Source organism: Acetobacteroides hydrogenigenes (assembly GCF_004340205.1).
Taxonomy (GTDB): Bacteria; Bacteroidota; Bacteroidia; order Bacteroidales; family ZOR0009; genus Acetobacteroides; species Acetobacteroides hydrogenigenes.
Window position 1 is genome coordinate 98,136 of the sequence record NZ_SLWB01000003.1, and the last position, 16,596, is coordinate 114,731.

13 protein-coding genes and 4 tRNA genes are annotated in these 16,596 nt (G+C 49.0%); 6 read left to right on the forward strand and 11 right to left on the reverse strand.

Translation table 11 applies throughout. The features are described from left to right. Positions 1–121: 121 nt before the first annotated feature. Positions 122–2,521, forward strand: coding sequence for a TIM-barrel domain-containing protein (locus tag CLV25_RS04440; protein ID WP_131838434.1), 2,400 nt, complete (start codon positions 122–124; stop codon positions 2,519–2,521). Between the two features lie 137 nt (positions 2,522–2,658). On the opposite strand, the gene CLV25_RS04445 is transcribed toward CLV25_RS04440, so the two are convergent. Beyond that, the gene (locus CLV25_RS04445; protein WP_131838435.1) at positions 2,659–3,408 is read right to left on the reverse strand and encodes a dihydrodipicolinate reductase C-terminal domain-containing protein; all 750 of its coding nucleotides are present in this window, start codon (positions 3,406–3,408) and stop codon (positions 2,659–2,661) included. An 82-nt stretch (positions 3,409–3,490) separates the two neighbouring features. Then, positions 3,491–3,889: an HsmA family protein gene (locus CLV25_RS04450; protein WP_131838436.1), complete on the reverse strand. Its 399-nt coding sequence runs from the start codon at positions 3,887–3,889 to the stop codon at positions 3,491–3,493. Positions 3,890–4,082: 193 nt separating this feature from the next. Between CLV25_RS04450 and CLV25_RS04455 the strand changes: the two genes are divergently transcribed. The 4 genes from CLV25_RS04455 (at position 4,083) to CLV25_RS04470 (ending at position 10,365) form a co-directional block, all read left to right on the forward strand. Then, a complete protein-coding gene (locus tag CLV25_RS04455) occupies positions 4,083–5,249 on the forward strand; it encodes a DUF418 domain-containing protein (protein WP_131838437.1) in 1,167 nt (388 codons plus the stop codon). A 524-nt stretch (positions 5,250–5,773) separates the two neighbouring features. Continuing rightward, positions 5,774–6,421, forward strand: a complete 648-nt coding sequence (locus CLV25_RS04460) for a hypothetical protein (protein ID WP_131838438.1) — start codon at positions 5,774–5,776, stop codon at positions 6,419–6,421. A 420-nt stretch (positions 6,422–6,841) separates the two neighbouring features. Further along, the gene (locus CLV25_RS04465) at positions 6,842–8,320 is read left to right on the forward strand and encodes an alpha-L-fucosidase (protein WP_131838439.1); all 1,479 of its coding nucleotides are present in this window, start codon (positions 6,842–6,844) and stop codon (positions 8,318–8,320) included. 164 nt (positions 8,321–8,484) lie between these two features. Further along, complete coding sequence (locus CLV25_RS04470; RefSeq protein ID WP_131838440.1) at positions 8,485–10,365, forward strand: ABC transporter ATP-binding protein; 1,881 nt, start codon at positions 8,485–8,487, stop codon at positions 10,363–10,365. Positions 10,366–10,375: 10 nt separating this feature from the next. On the opposite strand, the gene CLV25_RS04475 is transcribed toward CLV25_RS04470, so the two are convergent. From CLV25_RS04475 to CLV25_RS04515, 9 genes are all read right to left on the reverse strand, one after another. After that, the gene (locus tag CLV25_RS04475; RefSeq protein WP_131838441.1) at positions 10,376–11,383 is read right to left on the reverse strand and encodes a lipid A-modifier LpxR family protein; all 1,008 of its coding nucleotides are present in this window, start codon (positions 11,381–11,383) and stop codon (positions 10,376–10,378) included. Positions 11,384–11,474: 91 nt separating this feature from the next. Continuing rightward, on the reverse strand, positions 11,475–12,374 hold the full coding sequence (gene rluF, locus CLV25_RS04480; protein ID WP_131838442.1) for a 23S rRNA pseudouridine(2604) synthase RluF: 900 nt from the start codon (positions 12,372–12,374) through the stop codon (positions 11,475–11,477). 208 nt (positions 12,375–12,582) lie between these two features. Beyond that, positions 12,583–12,656 (reverse strand) — tRNA-Asp (locus CLV25_RS04485). 42 nt (positions 12,657–12,698) lie between these two features. Next, a tRNA-Asp gene (locus CLV25_RS04490) sits at positions 12,699–12,772 on the reverse strand. 38 nt (positions 12,773–12,810) lie between these two features. Next, positions 12,811–12,884: transfer RNA gene (locus CLV25_RS04495), tRNA-Asp, on the reverse strand. 41 nt (positions 12,885–12,925) lie between these two features. Beyond that, positions 12,926–12,999 (reverse strand) — tRNA-Asp (locus CLV25_RS04500). Between the two features lie 98 nt (positions 13,000–13,097). Further along, positions 13,098–13,637, reverse strand: a complete 540-nt coding sequence (locus CLV25_RS04505) for an RsmD family RNA methyltransferase (protein WP_131838443.1) — start codon at positions 13,635–13,637, stop codon at positions 13,098–13,100. Beyond that, complete coding sequence (locus CLV25_RS04510; protein ID WP_165876983.1) at positions 13,628–14,482, reverse strand: DUF3822 family protein; 855 nt, start codon at positions 14,480–14,482, stop codon at positions 13,628–13,630. The genes CLV25_RS04505 and CLV25_RS04510 overlap by 10 nt, the downstream gene beginning before the upstream one ends. 4 nt (positions 14,483–14,486) lie before the next feature. Then, on the reverse strand, positions 14,487–15,110 hold the full coding sequence (locus tag CLV25_RS04515) for a hypothetical protein (RefSeq protein WP_131838445.1): 624 nt from the start codon (positions 15,108–15,110) through the stop codon (positions 14,487–14,489). A 72-nt stretch (positions 15,111–15,182) separates the two neighbouring features. Here CLV25_RS04515 and CLV25_RS04520 point away from each other — a divergent pair, with 72 nt between their 5' ends. Next, positions 15,183–16,595: an ATP-dependent DNA helicase gene (locus CLV25_RS04520; protein WP_131838446.1), complete on the forward strand. Its 1,413-nt coding sequence runs from the start codon at positions 15,183–15,185 to the stop codon at positions 16,593–16,595. Position 16,596: the final 1 nt, after the last annotated feature.

Consider the following 16,596-nt stretch of genomic DNA (forward strand, 5'->3'; position numbering starts at 1 on the left):
TTTGCTGTTTTCCTATAAAAGCATAACTTCAACCTGCTGATAGCCAATTTTTCGCAAACGTTTGCGACAGTATTGGAGTAACAGAAGTGTAGAATAAACCTAAAGCGATAAACACACGCATATGCAGCTAAAACGTCTGATGGGCATTTTAGGGTTTGTTGCCCTTAGCGGGGTGGCCGTAGCTCAGCTGAGTGAAGCAACCTTTTCTAATGCAACTGCCCTTACTTGCCAAAAACAGGAGGGTAAATGGACCTTCCAGAGTATGGGTAACGGAATAGTAAAGGCTACCTATCTGCCAACCGGCTACACCCGTACCCAGCAAATTTCCGATGCCGTAACCACCAAGCCTCAAAAGGTAGCGGTAGTTTCGAAGGGGGATAGGCAAAAAGGTTTTGGCACCATAATGGTTGCCGATAACGGCTCGTCCTTCGCCATTAACGATGGCAGTACGGCCCTTCTAAGCGGCCTTACCGCACTAAAGGAGGGGTTGAACAACGGCTTCAGCTTCGAGCTGATGCCGGGTGAGCAAATCTTTGGAGGCGGCGAGCGTGCCATCCCGATGAACCGTCGCGGGCATCGCCTAAACCTCTACAACCGTCCCAACTACGCTTACGGGATGGGAGAGGAGAACCTCAACTACAGCCTGCCCTTCTTTATGTCGAGCCGCGGCTACGGCATCTTCTTCGACAATCCATCGAAAGGCTTTGCCGACATCGCCAAGGGCGACGCCAAACGCATGAGCGTGGGCTTCGAGAGCGGCGAGCTAACCTTCTACCTCATCCCGGGTAAAAATCCCGAGGAGATTCTGAAGCGCTATACCTCGATGATTGGCACTCAGCCAATCCCCGCACGTTGGGTGTTCGGGAACTTTATGAGCCGCTTTGGCTACCGCAGCGAGGCGCAAATCCGCGACATCAAGGCAAAGATGAAGGCCGATCGCATACCGATGGATGCCATTATCATCGACCTATTCTGGTTTGGCGATAGCATCCAGAACTACGTGGGCAACCTCGAGTGGGTAAACCGCAAGGCATGGCCCAACCCCAAGAAAATGATCGCCGACTTTACCGCCGACAGCATCAACACGGTGCTCATTACCGAACCATACATCGTAAAGGGTACGCTCAACTACGACGAGTCGGTTCCTTACTTGGCTACCGATAGTCTTGGTAAAACCTACACCCTGCAGAATTTCTACTTTGGCAAGGGTGGTATTATTGATATGTTCCGAAATGATGCCAAGGACTGGTTCTGGAGCAAGTATAAGCGACAGATGGATATTGGCGTCTCTGGCTGGTGGGGCGATTTGGGCGAACCCGAGAACCATCCCGAAGATGTTTACCACAACCTAAAGGATTTAGGCTACTCCAACCGTCTTTACGCGGCCAACGAGGTGCACAACATCTTTGGTCATTACTGGAATAAGATGCTTTACACCAAGTTTGAGAAAGAGTATCCCGATGTACGCCTATTCAACCTTAACCGTGCAGGATACGCAAACAGCGCCCGCTACATCATCTTCCCTTGGAGCGGCGATGTGGGGCGTCACTGGCCGGGATTCCGCGCGCAGCTGCCCATCATGCTTACCATGAGCATCAGCAACATCCCCTACATCCACAGCGATGCCGGTGGATTTACCTTTGCCAAGCAGGACAACGAGCTTTACGTGCGCTGGATGCAGATGTCGGCTTTCTCGCCAATTCTACGTCCTCATGGAACTGCCCTAAAGGACTACTTGCCAAATGCCGACAGCTACCCTAGCGAGGCGGCCCTGTTCGATGAGCCCTACAAGAGCATTGCCCGCAAGTACATCCAAATGCGCTACGATTTGCTGCCCTACAACTACACCTTGGGCTACGACCACATGGCCAACGCCGAACCGCTGGTAAAGCCGCTCTTCTTCCGCAGCTTTAAGGATGTTGATGCGCTCAAGGCCGAAGATCAGTATTTATGGGGTGATGCTCTTCTCATTGCCCCTGTGCTTGATAGCGGAGCCACTTCGCGCAAGTTATACCTCCCTACTGGAAGTGAGTGGTACAGCTACCACCATTCGCAGCAGCCGCTTGCCGGAGGCCAATGGATCACCGAAAAGGTAACGCTTGCCGATATGCCAATCTTCGTCAAGGGTGGTTCGTTTATCCCAACAGCGCCGGGGCTGATGAACACCAAGCAGTACAATCCCGCTAAGCTGGTGGTTACCTACTACCCATCGGCCAAACCATCAGCCTATACTTTGTTTGATGACGATGGAAAGACCAACAAGAGCTGGGAGCGCAAGCAGTACGAGCTCATCACCTTTAAGGCCGATGGCAAGCGCACCATCACCATTGCCAGCAACGGCGGGCGCTACCCCGGCAAGCCCATCAGCCGCACTATTACGCTAAGGGTGGTGAATGTTGATAGGGTATCTGCTACAGTTACCGTTAACGGAAAGAAGGCGCAGCCAACGTTCGATGCAGCTAGCCGCACGCTATCTGTAAAGGTTTCATTTAATGGTAGACCAACTACAGTAAAGTATTGATTAGACTCTAAATTACCCCAGACAGGATATAAAACCCTGTCTGGGATAATTTAGAGATAATTTATAGAAAACGCCTACCACTTTTAAGCGGTAGGCGCTTTTGTTTTTGGGAAAAGTCTTGATACCTGATCCTATATCTACATAACGAAGTAAGGACGAAGTATATCCTCGAATCGGTAGAATCCGGTAGTCTTGTCTGTAAGGTTGGTGGCTGCAAAAAGGGCTCCATTGCCAAAGGCTTCGCGCGAGATGGAGTCGTGAACGAGCCGAACCGTTTGGTAGGGGAACCCAAATACGATTTCGTGCCGGCCTACAATACCTCCTACTCGGGTTGTGTTAATATCCTGCTCGTTGATGTCCAGAACGGTTGCAATAATCTTGGCCGTCCCCGATATCCCTTTCTTCTCCTTAAAGTGCTCTTCCGATATCTTAATATCGGCCCAAGGAGCAATCTTCTTAAGGAATTTGGCCGCGTACATAATAAAGTTTACGCCTAGGGTGATGTTGGCCGACCAGAACACTACGGTTCGCTTAGAGAGCTCTTGGAGGTACTCTACTGTTGACTCGGGGTAGTGCGATGCTGCCGATACTATTTTTACGCCTCGCTTGGCTGCCTCTTCTCCGTAGGCTTCAATTCCTGTTTCCGACGAAAAATCGACAATGAAATCGACCGGGTGCTCGTCAAGAAGCGCTGCCACTGGCGTATGTGCTAGTGAATAGATGAGGGAGGGATCGCTTGATTCGATTCCTAAAAATTCTGCAGCCGAACGATTTTCCAGTACGGTACTCCTTCGAAGCACCCACTCTAAGCTGGCGCTCTTATTCTGCAAGATTACAGCCGCTGCTGCTCTGCCGGCCTTTCCAAATCCGATTAATCCTATTTTCATCGTCTACGTTGTTAATGGTTTGTTGAAAAGATAGTAAGTGGCGTAGAAAAGTGCAAACCGTTGGGCTATAGGCACACCCTTGCTACGGGTGTATAAGCGCACCAACGTACATCGAAATCAAAAAAAGTATCAGCCAAATAGCCCAAATTATGAAGCTGTAGGGGATTGCCGTTTTTTCATCCTTTTTCCCATTGTTTAGGAAGATGCGGTTGATCCAAACCGTGTGGAGCAGCATTATCAGGAAGGGTAGAAGCCCCAAGATTGGGTGAATGTAGTTGGGTATCGACGATATGTTTGGGATGGAATCCATAATGATGACCCCGACAAGCTGAAAGAGAAGCCCGAAGTATAGCGCCACTAGGTGCCACTTCTTTATTCGGCTACGGATTCGGATGTTCCAAACAACCGAAGTGTAGATGGCAAGCGATATGATGAGCAGTATCGTTGCCTCGAGCGTTGCGTATTGCCAGCTGCTATCCATTGTTTAGCTTTTTTTATCTACTAACCACAATCGGAAGAATTTGTTCTTTAGCCCTGTTCCTAATCGATATAGGCTGCCACGAGGTCGGGCCGTAGGCGATTGTTGCTAGGTTGAGGCGGTAATGGTGTTTGGAAAACACGGCCGTCCGATTACTTTTATCCGATAATCGTATTTAAACACCTAATCATAGCTTATGAGAGCAACTAACTCTACGCGTTTGCACGTTGTTGATGCCCTGCGCGGCTTCGCCATCGTAACCATCCTTTTGCTGCACAATCTCGAGCACTTCGATGTGTACCATCTGCCCGCCAACCTGCCAGATTGGATGGTGGCGCTGGATAAGGGCATTTGGGATACCCTGTTTTTTATGTTTGCCGGCAAGTCGTACGCAATGTTTGCGCTGCTTTTTGGCCTAACGTTTTTCCTTCAATCCGATAGCCAGGGAAAGAGGGGCAAGGACTTCAGGGGGCGATTTGCCTGGCGACTTCTGCTTTTGTTCGGCTTTGGGCTGCTTAACTCCTGCTTCTACCAGGGCGATATTCTTACCATTTACGCCATTTTGGGCTTTGCGCTGATTCCGGTTGCCCGTTGGAGCGATAGGGCCGTTCTTATTACAGCGGTAGTGCTTTTGCTTCAGCCCTTCGAGTGGGGGCGCTTCTTTGTTGGGCTTAGCGATCCTAGCGCTAAGCTGCCCAATCCGGCCTCGTGGCAGTACTTTGGCAAGATGGGCGAGTACATTACCGGATCATCGTTTATGGCTACGGTAGCCGGAAACCTTACCAACGGCAAGCTGGCGGTGTACAACTGGACCTGGGAGACCGGAAGGGTATTTCAGGCGCCTGCACTTTTCATGCTGGGCATGTTGGCCGGTAGAAATGGGCTTTTTGTAGCATCGGAAAAGAGCTTGCGCTTTTGGAAGAAGACGTTGCTGCTGGCGGTGCTCGGTTACGGAGCTCTTTGGGGCGCAAAGTACGGCATAGAGCATGGCATCGGCAGCGAGGCGCTTCGTAGTCCGTTGCTCTCGATATTCACAACTTGGGTAAGCTTTACCTTTATGCTGGTTTGGGTATCCCTGTTTGTGCTGCTATTCGAGAAGCGCCTCTTCCATCGCTTCCTAAACCTGTTTGCTCCGCTGGGCCGCATGAGCCTTTCGAACTACGTGATGCAGTCCATCATGGGCTCGTTTGTTTACTACGGCTTTGGGCTAGGGCTCTACTTCTACACCGGGGCCACCTACTCGCTGCTGATTGCCCTTGGGCTGGTAGCCATCCAATGGCTCTTCTGCCGCTGGTGGCTAGGGCGCCACAAGCAGGGCCCGCTCGAGTACCTGTGGCATAGGGCCACATGGATTAGGTCGTAGCGGCGAATCCCTTTGTAGAATTTAGTATGACATATCAGAAGCCCCGCAGAGTCTTGATGCTGCGGGGCTTCTTCGTTCAATTTAGCTGGATTGGTATTATTGATTAAAATATTTTATATCTTCAAGGCGTTGTAGCTCTTTTTTTACTGAAAGATTAACAGTGGAGGCTTAAGATTCGCTCGCCGAGCCGTAAGATTGCTCCACCGGGCTTAAGATTCGCTCGCCGAACCGTAAGATTGCTCCACCGGACGTAAGATTTGCTCGCCGAGCCGTAAGATTGCTTCGCCGGGCGTAAGATTTGCTCGCCGAACCTTAAGATTGCTCCGCCGAACCGCAAGGTTGCCCTATGCGCAGCTGGATTTGGGTTAACGGGCCGCAGGTTCAGATTTAGGGAAAGTAGATTCGGGAATTCGCATATACATACAAGGGGAACAGAAGTTTTTGGATGAAATGAGGCTGAAGGCAATGTTTTGTTTGAGAGTTCTTTACTCTATATAGATTTTGTTAATTTAAATGTAAGCATTATGAGTACAAACCGCACTCGAAGAGAATCGGAAGTTCTCGAAAAATGGAGAACATCGCTAGAAAACGTCACCGCTCAGCCCGAGGTTGCTGCAGCCATGGCCGAGCTGGGATACACGCCCGAAGTTGTTGCTACAGGTAAGGCTATATTTGTTAAGGCTCGTGCCGCTTACGATGTTAACCGTAAGGAGAGCGACGAGGCCATTGCGGCCAACCGGATTTTTGTTCAGGAGTCGGAAACGCTGGATACCATGTACTCCCTTCACCGGAAAAAGGCTAAGTACGTATTTCGCAACGATGCCAACGCTGCACGCGAGCTCGATGTGCACGTAGCCGAGCCCGATGCCTACCTTCCTTGGATCGAATCGGTAAAGAAGTTCTACTTTGGGCTATCGGCCAACGAGGCGCTTAGCACCGCCGTGTCGAAGCTAAAGGTGTCTGCGGCCGACATCACTGCCGCTCAGCTGCAGATTGCCAAGGTAGAAAAGGCCCGTACCGAGTACGTGCGCGAGCTCGGCGAATCGAGGGATGCGGTTGCCCTTAAGGATGCCGCATTTGCCGAGGCCGAAAAGTGGATGCGCGACTTCTACACGGTGGCCCGTATCGCCCTCGAAGACCGTCCTCGGCTATTCGCAACGCTGTTTAAGTAGCATGGCTACCCAGCACACTTCCGAAGCTGCGCCACGGGTGCGGCTTTTTTGTTTTGGCTGATGCCGGTTGTCTTAATCGGCATTGGCGTATTGCTGACCATTTTTTGACGAAAACGTAAAAAAAAAACATCACGATCGGGTAGGGTGTACGCCCCATTGGTTGTATACCCTACAAAAAGACAAAGTTCATAACACTGCTCAGTAAATTAATCAATTTTGAATCGTAGGCTGTGAAGCCATTATACCAGAGACGGATTATATATCCGTCTCTTTTTTTGTTGTCTAAGGAGATGCTTAGCGTACTTTTCTGCTCTAATTCGAAGCACAACCACTCGCTTGCTAGTTTTTGGTACATTTGCATTTGCCCGATAGGGTGCAACAACCAATTTTAGGATCAACTATTATTCAAATACTGACAACATGAAACGGAGTATACTACTAGTCGCGCTGGTTGCGATGCAGCTTTGCAGCTTTGCGCAGGCCATCTACGAGGACGAGCGCTACGTGCCCGAAACCGATCCGCTGGCATCGGCGAAGATTAAGCAGTGGCAGGGCCTTAAGTTTGGGCTTCTGATGCACTGGGGAACCTACAGCCAGTGGGGGATTGTGGAAAGCTGGCAGCTTTGCCCCGAGGACGAAGGCTGGTGCCAGCGTACCGCCGGAAAGAACACCCACAGCTACTTCGACTACAAGAAGGAGTACGAGGGGCTAAAGAACACCTTCAATCCATCGAAGTTCGATCCCAACCTTTGGGCAAAGGCCGCTAAGGATGCCGGCATGCGCTACGTGGTATTTACCACCAAGCACCACGACGGCTTCTGCATGTTCGACTCTAAGTACACGAACTACAAGGTAACCGATAAGGATTGCCCTTTCTCGGCTAACCCCAAGGCCAACATCGCTAAGGAGGTCTTCAGCGCCTTCCGTAACCAGGGCCTTTGGGCCGGAGCCTACTTCTCTAAGCCCGACTGGCACTGCGAGTCGTACTGGGATCCCTACTATCCTCCTTTTGATAGAAACGTAAACTACGATCCCGAGGCTTACCCCGAGAAGTGGAACAAGTACGTGGAGTTTACCCACAACCAAATCCTCGAGCTGCTATCGGACTACGGAAAGATCGACATCCTTTGGCTAGATGGCGGCTGGGTTGCCAAGAAGAAGTCGGAGGATATTGCTGCAGCCTACAAGGGAATGGCTGCCGAGGCTAAGAGCGGCTTCCTTAAGCATCGTATCGTAAATCAGGATATAAAGATGGACGAGCTGGTGGTAAAGGCTCGCCAGAAGCAGCCCGGCCTTATTGTGGTAGACCGCGCCGTGCATGGCAAGAACCAGAACTACCTAACCCCCGAGAATAGGGTGCCCGAAAAGTCGCTTCCCTACCCTTGGGAGTCGTGCATCATAGCCGGCGGTGGCTGGTCGTACGTACCTAACGCCAAGTTCATGAGCGGTCGCGAGGGTATTCAACTTTTGGTAGATATCGTAGCAAAGGGTGGTAACCTTCTTCTAAACATAGCACCAGGCCCCGATGGAACTTGGCCAGATGGCGCCTACAACCTTCTTAAGGAGTACGGCAGCTGGATGAAGGTAAACAGCCAGGCTATCTACAATACAAATGCCGTTGCCCCGTTTAAGGAGGGAAACATTTGCCTAACCCAAAAGCCCGATGGAAAAACCTACTTCATCTATATGGCCAAGGAGGGCGAGCGCGAGCTGCCAGCCGAGATTCATGTAACATCTCACCAACCAGCATCGGGAGCCAAGGTAATGCTGCTTGGCTACAAGGGCAACCTCAGTTGGAAGAAGGATGGTGCAGGATTCCGCATTTCAATCCCTGCTAAGCTTCGTAAGAATCCGCCTTGCAGCTACGCATGGTGTTTCGAGGTGTCGAAGCTGAAGTAAAAGAGAATACCGTAAAGTTAGATATTGGCGGCTGCTCCTGATAATCGGAGCAGCCGCTTTGCTTTTATCGCACATCTCAAATCGCAAATCGCAAATCTCACATCTCAAATCGCATCTCGCATATCTCATTAAATAGTTACCTTTGGCCAAAATTTAGTACGTCCATGTCAGCATTTCTACAAGTCGATAACCTATCCAAGTCGTTTGGCGATTTAGTCCTATTCGAAAACCTCTCCTTCGGCATCAACGAGGGCGATCGCGTGGCCCTTATTGCCCGAAATGGGGCAGGGAAGACCACCCTGCTCAGCATGATTGCCGGTAAGGAGGGTATTGATAAAGGATCGGTCATCTTCCGTAACGATATTCGGGTAGGATACCTCGAGCAGAGCCCCGAGTTTAAGGCCGGGATGTCGGTGCTCGATGCGGCTTTCACCTCATCCAGCGAGGCGGTGCACCTGATTGCCCGCTACGAGGAGATGGTAAAGCACAACCAAACCGATGGTCTCGACGAGGTGCTGCACCAGATGGACGTGCTCAAGGCTTGGGATTTGGAGGTAAAGGCTAAGATGATCCTCTCGCAGCTTAAGATCGACGATTTCGAGCAGAAGGTCGAAACCCTTTCGGGAGGGCAGCAGAAGCGCGTGGCGCTGGCCAACGTGCTGCTCAACGAGCCCGATTTCCTCATCCTCGACGAGCCCACCAACCACCTCGATCTCGAGATGGTGGAGTGGTTGGAGGATTACCTCGCCAAAACCCGCATTACCCTGCTAATGGTAACGCACGACCGCTACTTCCTCGATCGTGTCTGTAACACCATCCTCGAATTAGACCATGGCGTTATAATCCCCTACCGCGGCAACTACAGCTACTACCTCGAGAAGCGCGATGAGCGCATCGCCAGTTTCAACGCCGAGGTCGATAAGGCGCAGAACCTTTTCCGCCGCGAGTTGGAGTGGATGCGCCGCCAGCCATCGGCCCGCGGAACCAAGCAGAAGGCTCGTATCGACTCCTTCTATACGCTCAAGGATAAGGCCTCGCAGAAGCGCAACGATGGCTCAGTGCGTTTGGAGGTAGAGGCATCGCGTTTGGGTAGTAAGATTTTCGAGATGCACAACGTCAGCAAGCGCTTTGGCGATAAGGTGATTTTGGATGATCTTACCTATACCTTCTCGCGCTTCGAAAAGTTGGGCGTTATCGGCAAGAATGGAACGGGTAAATCCACCTTCCTTAATACGCTGGTGGGAACCATTAAGCCAGATTCTGGTAAGATTGATATCGGCGAAACCGTTGTGTTTGGCTACTACCGCCAGGAGGGCCTGCAGTTCGACGAGCAGATGAAGGTGATTGATGCCGCCCGTCAGATAGCCGAAGTGGTGAAGCTGGGCGATGGTACCAACCTCACCGTATCGCAGTTCCTAAACCACTTCCTGTTCCCGCCCGAGGTGCAGCACAACTACATCTACAAGCTAAGCGGTGGCGAGAAGCGTCGCCTATACCTCTGCACCATCCTGATGCAGAACCCCAACTTCCTCATCCTCGACGAGCCCACCAACGACCTCGACATTATGACGCTTCAGGTGCTCGAAGATTACCTCCAGAACTTTACCGGCTGTGTAATCGTCGTATCGCACGACCGCTACTTTATGGATAAGGTGGTAGACCACATCTTCGCCTTCGAGGGTGATGGCGAAATAAAGGACTTCCCCGGCAACTACAGCGACTACCGCGAGTGGGCAATCCAGCGCGAGCAGGAGCAGCGTGAAGCTCAAAAGGCCGTACAGCAAGCTGCTGTATCGAAGGATAAGCCTGCTGTTAAGGAAACCAGCCGTCCGCGTAAGATGACCTTCAACGAGAAGCGCGAGTACGAGCGCTTAGAGCAGGAAATTGCCGATTTGGAGACCGAAAAGGCGCTGATCGAGCAGCAGCTTAACTCTGGAGCGCTCAGCGCCGACGAACTTATCGAAAAGTCGAATCGTATAGGTGTGGTTATCGAACTTATCGACGAAAAATCGATGCGTTGGCTGGAACTTTCGGAGCTAGCATAAAAATAAACCATTACATCTTAATGCCAAGTTTCACGCTTGCGTACTCGTGTGCTGGTAACCCTTTTATTTCTGCCGATTGCAGGTGCTCCTGAAATGTTATCGAAAACCATTTATTGACGTAGTGTAACGCCCAACTATAGCCGTATACAAGGCGCTCCATTTGGTCGCGGTTAATATGGTAGTATTTTGATTCAGGTTGTCCCCATGCTCTTCCTGGAGAGTTCGTAGGTCCTCCCTCAAGTAGCGAGTTTCCTTGTACAAACTTTAGGAAAGGCTCTACAGTGAGGTATAGTTGCCTTTTGATGGTGCTCTTATCTCTTACAAATAGCCAGGTGCATGGGTCAAAGAAGGAATAGTGTCTTCCAAATCTGAAAATAGGGCCTAATCTAAAGGTGTTGTGAAGGGTGCCTAACTGTAGTTCTGTATTGCCTATAATTTCTACGCGCGAAGTGCTGTAAATAAGCTTGTCAAAAGCGAACGTATAGCAAATTGCGAGATCGTTCGGTAGCTGGTGTTTCCAGCCCTGAGGAATATTCGTCCCAAATACTTTTCGATGGAGGAACGATTGTATCTCATATCCTAAAGCAGCAGGTCCTTGTACCCCAAGGGTGAGGGTTGAGGTAAACGAGTAATCCTTTTCCAAAAAACGGTTGCCATAGTTTGCTACAAGAAGTGCAGCATAGGGGTAGTCGCCAACCTGTAAGTTCGGATTCCCTATATGGTGGGGTGTGTAAATTTGATGCTCTAGCGAAAACGAGCGAATGCGAAAGGCGTTATCGGATGAGGCAATTGCTATTCTATCAAATAGATTTTTTTTCTTTACCGGAGAGGTGAACCCTAGCAGCATACCTTCCGAGTAGTAACGGTCATTTCCCCTTATCTTGATGCTTATGTAGTCATTTTCGACGTTAAAGTTAAAGGTTGTGGTGTACTTCAGATCCTGACCTTGACCTAAAGAAAATGATAGGTCAAGTAATGTTGCTATAAATAGTTTCTTGAGAAATGGGTTGACTGCCATAAAATGCTGCTGTTATGCATAAAATAGCAAACAGCAAAATGCACCATGGTGTTGCATCCGCTATCGTAAATCACAGCGTAAGTGATACCCTTTAGTGTCGCTTATTGGTGTCCTTTGCCGATTTCTGAATTTGGTTGTTTAGGGCTATCATCTCATCTTTTCTTAAGTTACGCCATTGTCCCTCTTTAAGGTCATTCAGTTCGATATTCATGATGCGGATACGCTTTAGCTTAGTTACCTCGTAGCCGAAATATTCGCACATACGGCGTATCTGCCGATTTAAACCCTGCTTCAGGATGATAATAAACGTGTTTTCGGAGAGTTTTTCGATAACGCACTTGCGAGTATTTACCCCGAGGATAGGTACTCCGCTTGCCATGCGCTTAACGAAGCTTTCGGTGATGGGCTTATTCACCGTTACAATGTACTCCTTTTCGTGGTTGTTGCCGGCGCGTAGTATCTTATTTACAATATCGCCATCGTTAGTTAGCAGGATCAGCCCCTGCGAATCCTTGTCAAGGCGGCCAATGGGAAAGATGCGCTTCTCGTGCGAGATATAGTCTATGATGTTGCTTTTATCCTTTCTGTCGGTGGTGGAGGTGATGCCTACAGGCTTATTAAAGGCAATGTAAACCATCTCTTCATCGCCAGCAATAAGCTGGCCATTAACCTTTACTGCTTGTCCAGGTAGAACTCGGTCGCCCATTCCCGCCTTTACGCCGTTAATGGTAACGCGTCCCTGTTCTACTAGTTTGTCGGCCTCGCGTCGTGAGCAGAATCCTGTTTCACTAATATATTTATTGATGCGCGTATCTTCGCTCTTATCCGTATGAACGATTATTTTTTCTTTTTTTGGGGAATTAGCCTCGCTGCTGCGTTGTGCGGAGCTTTGTTTTTTTGTAGGGCAACTAGTACCCGAACGTTTCGTGATTTTAGACTTGCTATGTCGGTCTGCCGAAGGCTTACCGCTGGTTGTTGCCCTTTTTTTCATCGCGCAAAGGTGTGCTATTATTTGAATGTGGACAATAGCTTTGGGAGAATTTAAACCATTCAGTGAAGAATATTTAGAAGTGGTTTGTTATAGTTGGCAGAGATTAATATTATCTGGTTGGAAAGTTTTTATTGAAGGGTAATGTCACGTCAGACAATTGCATGGAACAACAAAAAGCCCTGCAAACTTAGTTTTTGCAGGGCTTTTGCGGTCCGGACGAGACTCGAACTCGCGACCTCCGCCGTGACAGGGCGGCATTCTAACCAACTGAACTACCGAACCAATAATTTTTAAGAACTTGCTTTTACTTCCGCTTTTCTAGAGCGGTCCGGACGAGACTCGAACTCGCGACCTCCGCCGTGACAGGGCGGCATTCTAACCAACTGAACTACCGAACCAATAATTTTAAGAACTTGCTTTCTTCCGCTTTCTAGAGCGGTCCGGACGAGACTCGAACTCGCGACCTCCGCCGTGACAGGGCGGCATTCTAACCAACTGAACTACCGAACCAAAATTTTTAAGAACTTGCTTTTACTTCCGCTTTTCTAGAGCGGTCCGGACGAGACTCGAACTCGCGACCTCCGCCGTGACAGGGCGGCATTCTAACCAACTGAACTACCGAACCAGGGTTGCTTTTGATTTTTGGCTTTTGCCTTTCCTCAATTGCGTTGCAAAGGTAGTAATTGATTTCTTATCCGCAATAGCTCGGTAAAAAAAATGGCGCTACTCTTTGCCGAAAATGCTAAAATTTACGCTGCCGTAGCTGCGTCTTTCGATGAAAAAGGGCTTGTTGCTGAACTCTCTGTCTTTCGAGTGTTCCAGTATAAACCATCCTTCGTCGGTAAGCAAATTTTTTTCAAAAATGATATCATGAAGCTGTTCAATTCCCTCCATGTCGTAGGGTGGATCGGCAAAAATGAGGTCGAACTTCTGGTTGCACCCCTTAAGAAAAATAAATGCATTTTGCTTTATGGCTCGGATCTGTTCCTTAAATCCTAGTTCCTCGATAGTCTTTTTAATAAACCCATGATGAACAGGGTTAAGCTCAACAGAAACAACGTCGGGGCATCCGCGCGAGGCTAGCTCGTAGCTTATTCCTCCTGTTCCCGAAAATAGGTCTAATGCCGAAATGTTTTCGAAGTTGTAGTTATTCGAAATAATGTTGAATAAGCTTTCTTTGGCAAAATCTGTAGTTGGTCGTGCCTTAAAATTCTTTGGAGGAACGATATGCTTTCCTCTGTACTTTCCGCTAACTATTCGCATTCAACTAGCTTAAAAAGATTGGCAAACTGATGTTCTGCTCTGTATTTAAAAAGGTAGGAGTACTCAAATCCCTTAGGAACCAAGTCTAGCGCTAGGTTTGGCAGGTATTGGCTTAGCTCTGCGAAGCGAGTACTCTGCTTTTCTATGGTTCCGCTTACGTACACCTCTATATCGGCAGGTTTAATATCGTGCTCTTTAAGCAGGAGTAGCGCATAGTATACTAAATCGCTAGTGCTTTCGATGGTGTATGCTGTGTATATTTTTAGCTTGCCTCCATCCATAAGGCTAAAGCCTACCAAATTGTCATGAATAAATACAGATAGCTGGTACTGGCTGGTTGTTTTCTCGGCTAGTTGTTTGGTGATTTGAGGTATGCTTTGGTTGTAGAACGAGACATTGGGATGAGCCTCTCTTGTTGCAGAGGTTATGGGGATGGGGAGTGCATAAACCGAAACTATGCTACTATTTTTTATTCGAGCATGGTGAACTTCTACCTCGCTAGCAGAAAAGGGTATTAGAGCTTTTAGGTATTCGTATGATTTTTCCTTAATGAAGAACTCAGATGGAATAAGCGTAAACATTTGGCTTACGAGCATACATCTAACCTCTTTGTAGGGACGTTTTAGCAGCTCATCTTCCTTAAGAATTCGTTCAATATGGAAGCACAACTCGTCAAATGTTCCCGACAAGTTGGCTATAGCATAGTCTTTTAATGCTACAAATCGTTTAGTTCTGTCATCCATACAGCAAAAAGAAAATCCATTCAGGCTAACCTGAATGGATAACTTATACTGTTCGGTTTGCTCTAGAACTAACTTTTGATCAAGAAGTTCTTGCTTCACCATAGTTTTACTCCCAGTTTCCAGCATTGTTGGTAGCTTCGGTAAGCGAACCTACTTTTAATCCTGGATATTTGTCTGCCTTTTTCTTCCCATAAGTTTTGTTTATAAGGATTTGCTTGAAATCCTCATCATCAATAACAAAGCTTCTGAAAATAATAGAATCTGGCGCTAATGCTTGGAAAACCTTAACAGGCACTTTTGAGGCTGTCATGATTTCTCCAGCACCCATTTCGAATTTAGCACCACCACCATAAGGAATGTATGGGAGAGAGTCTACTCTTGCTGTGTTGCCTTTGAAAAGCGAGTCAAGAACTCGAACCTGTACTTTAATACGCTTTAACAAGCCTTTTGCTACGGCAACAGAGTCGTCTGCCGAACCAATACGCTGCTCTACGTTAAAGTGACCAGTTTTCACAAAGTTAACAAGAGTGTCAAAGCTACCGGTGTACTTGCCAAACTCCGACTTGTATGCTACTTGAGCAGCGCGGATGTCTTTAAGTCTTTCGATAACTTTTCCATTACGTTTTGCTTGCTCATCCTCATATTGAATTGGTTTTGCAATACTCTTGTAAAGCAAATACCCCAATCCTACTATAGCGATCAGGAGGGCAATCTGAAGCACTTTTTTCATTTGACAGAATTAGTTTATGTTTGCAGACAAATATATAAAAAAACTCTAACAGGGGGGGAGTTTTCTTTTTTTATGGTAAAAAAATATATTGAAGAGCTGGTGCTGAAAGAATTCGCCTTTGAACCTACTGTGGGACAGCGCTCCGCTATTGATTCTTTGGCTTCGCTTATTGCTGACGAGCGGCCTTTTTACATCCTTAAAATGCATGGGTATGCTGGTACTGGTAAAACATCTCTGATTGCAGCATTTGTAAAGGTGCTGTTGCGCTTAGAGCAGAAGGTGGTGCTGTTGGGGCCTACCGGTAGAGCTGCAAAGGTGCTCTCTTCCTACTCTGGCGAGCAAGCGTTAACGATTCACAAAAAGATATACCGGCAGAAGACCGCTGACGATTTTGTTGCGAAGTTCTCCCTTGATAGAAACTTGACGGCGGATACCATATATATAGTGGATGAGGCCTCGATGATTGCCGACTCGAACCGTGAGTCTAATGCGTTTGGCAGCGGCAACCTGCTCGAGGATCTCATCTCGTACGTAAAGTCGGGGAGAGGCTGCAAGCTAATCCTGCTTGGCGATAGCGCCCAGCTGCCGCCCGTTGGCAAAGAGAATAGTCCGGCGCTCGACCGAAAGGAGCTTGGCTACTACGCCGATGTCGAGGAGGTGTGGCTTCGAGAGGTGGTTCGCCAGGATCAGGCTTCGGGTATTCTGGAGAATGCTACGGCCATCCGGTCGATGATCGAAGCCGAGGAGATCGTTCAGCCTAAGTTTTGCCTGAATGGGTTTGCCGACATCGAGCGGATTTCGGGTGGCGACCTCATCGAAAAGCTGTCGGACACCTACGATGCGGTTGGCATTGAGGATACCATTGTGGTGTGCCGCTCCAATAAGCTGGCTAATCGATATAATCAAGGAATAAGAAGCCGTATCCTGTACCGCGAGGAGGAGCTGGTGCGCGGCGACCTGCTGATGGTGGTTAAGAATAGCTACTTCTGGACCGAGGGCTTTAAGGAGCTGGAGTTTATCGCCAACGGCGACATCGTGGAGGTGGTGCGCATCCGACGCTACCACGAGCGCTACGACTTCCGCTTTGCCGAGGTGACGGTGCGCCTGGTGGACTACGGCGACCTGGAGGTGGACTGCTACATCATGCTCGATACGCTAACCTCCGATTCGGCTTCGCTGAGCTACGACCAGAGCCGAACCTTCTTCCAGAAGGTGTCGGAGGACTACATGCACATCGGTTCGAAGCAGAAGCGCTACAAGGAGATGCGCCGCGACCCGTTCTACAACGCCCTGCAGGTGAAGTACGCCAACGCGGTGACCTGCCACAAGGCGCAGGGCGGGCAGTGGAAGACGGTGTTCGTCGATCAGGGGTACTTCGTAGACGACATGGTGTCGAAGGAGTACCTGCGCTGGCTATACACCGCCCTTACCCGCGCCACCGAGAGGGTGTACCTGGTTAACTTCCCCGATAAGTTCTTCGAGTAGG

Coding starts and splice junctions, on each gene's coding strand:
- CLV25_RS04440 (WP_131838434.1), top strand. CDS start 122: ATGCAGCTAAAACGTCTGATGGGCATTTTAGGGTTTGTTGCCCTTAGC.
- CLV25_RS04445 (WP_131838435.1), bottom strand. CDS start 3,408: ATGAAAATAGGATTAATCGGATTTGGAAAGGCCGGCAGAGCAGCAGCG.
- CLV25_RS04450 (WP_131838436.1), bottom strand. CDS start 3,889: ATGGATAGCAGCTGGCAATACGCAACGCTCGAGGCAACGATACTGCTC.
- CLV25_RS04455 (WP_131838437.1), top strand. CDS start 4,083: ATGAGAGCAACTAACTCTACGCGTTTGCACGTTGTTGATGCCCTGCGC.
- CLV25_RS04460 (WP_131838438.1), top strand. CDS start 5,774: ATGAGTACAAACCGCACTCGAAGAGAATCGGAAGTTCTCGAAAAATGG.
- CLV25_RS04465 (WP_131838439.1), top strand. CDS start 6,842: ATGAAACGGAGTATACTACTAGTCGCGCTGGTTGCGATGCAGCTTTGC.
- CLV25_RS04470 (WP_131838440.1), top strand. CDS start 8,485: ATGTCAGCATTTCTACAAGTCGATAACCTATCCAAGTCGTTTGGCGAT.
- CLV25_RS04475 (WP_131838441.1), bottom strand. CDS start 11,383: ATGGCAGTCAACCCATTTCTCAAGAAACTATTTATAGCAACATTACTT.
- rluF (WP_131838442.1), bottom strand. CDS start 12,374: ATGAAAAAAAGGGCAACAACCAGCGGTAAGCCTTCGGCAGACCGACAT.
- CLV25_RS04505 (WP_131838443.1), bottom strand. CDS start 13,637: ATGCGAATAGTTAGCGGAAAGTACAGAGGAAAGCATATCGTTCCTCCA.
- CLV25_RS04510 (WP_165876983.1), bottom strand. CDS start 14,482: ATGGTGAAGCAAGAACTTCTTGATCAAAAGTTAGTTCTAGAGCAAACC.
- CLV25_RS04515 (WP_131838445.1), bottom strand. CDS start 15,110: ATGAAAAAAGTGCTTCAGATTGCCCTCCTGATCGCTATAGTAGGATTG.
- CLV25_RS04520 (WP_131838446.1), top strand. CDS start 15,183: ATGGTAAAAAAATATATTGAAGAGCTGGTGCTGAAAGAATTCGCCTTT.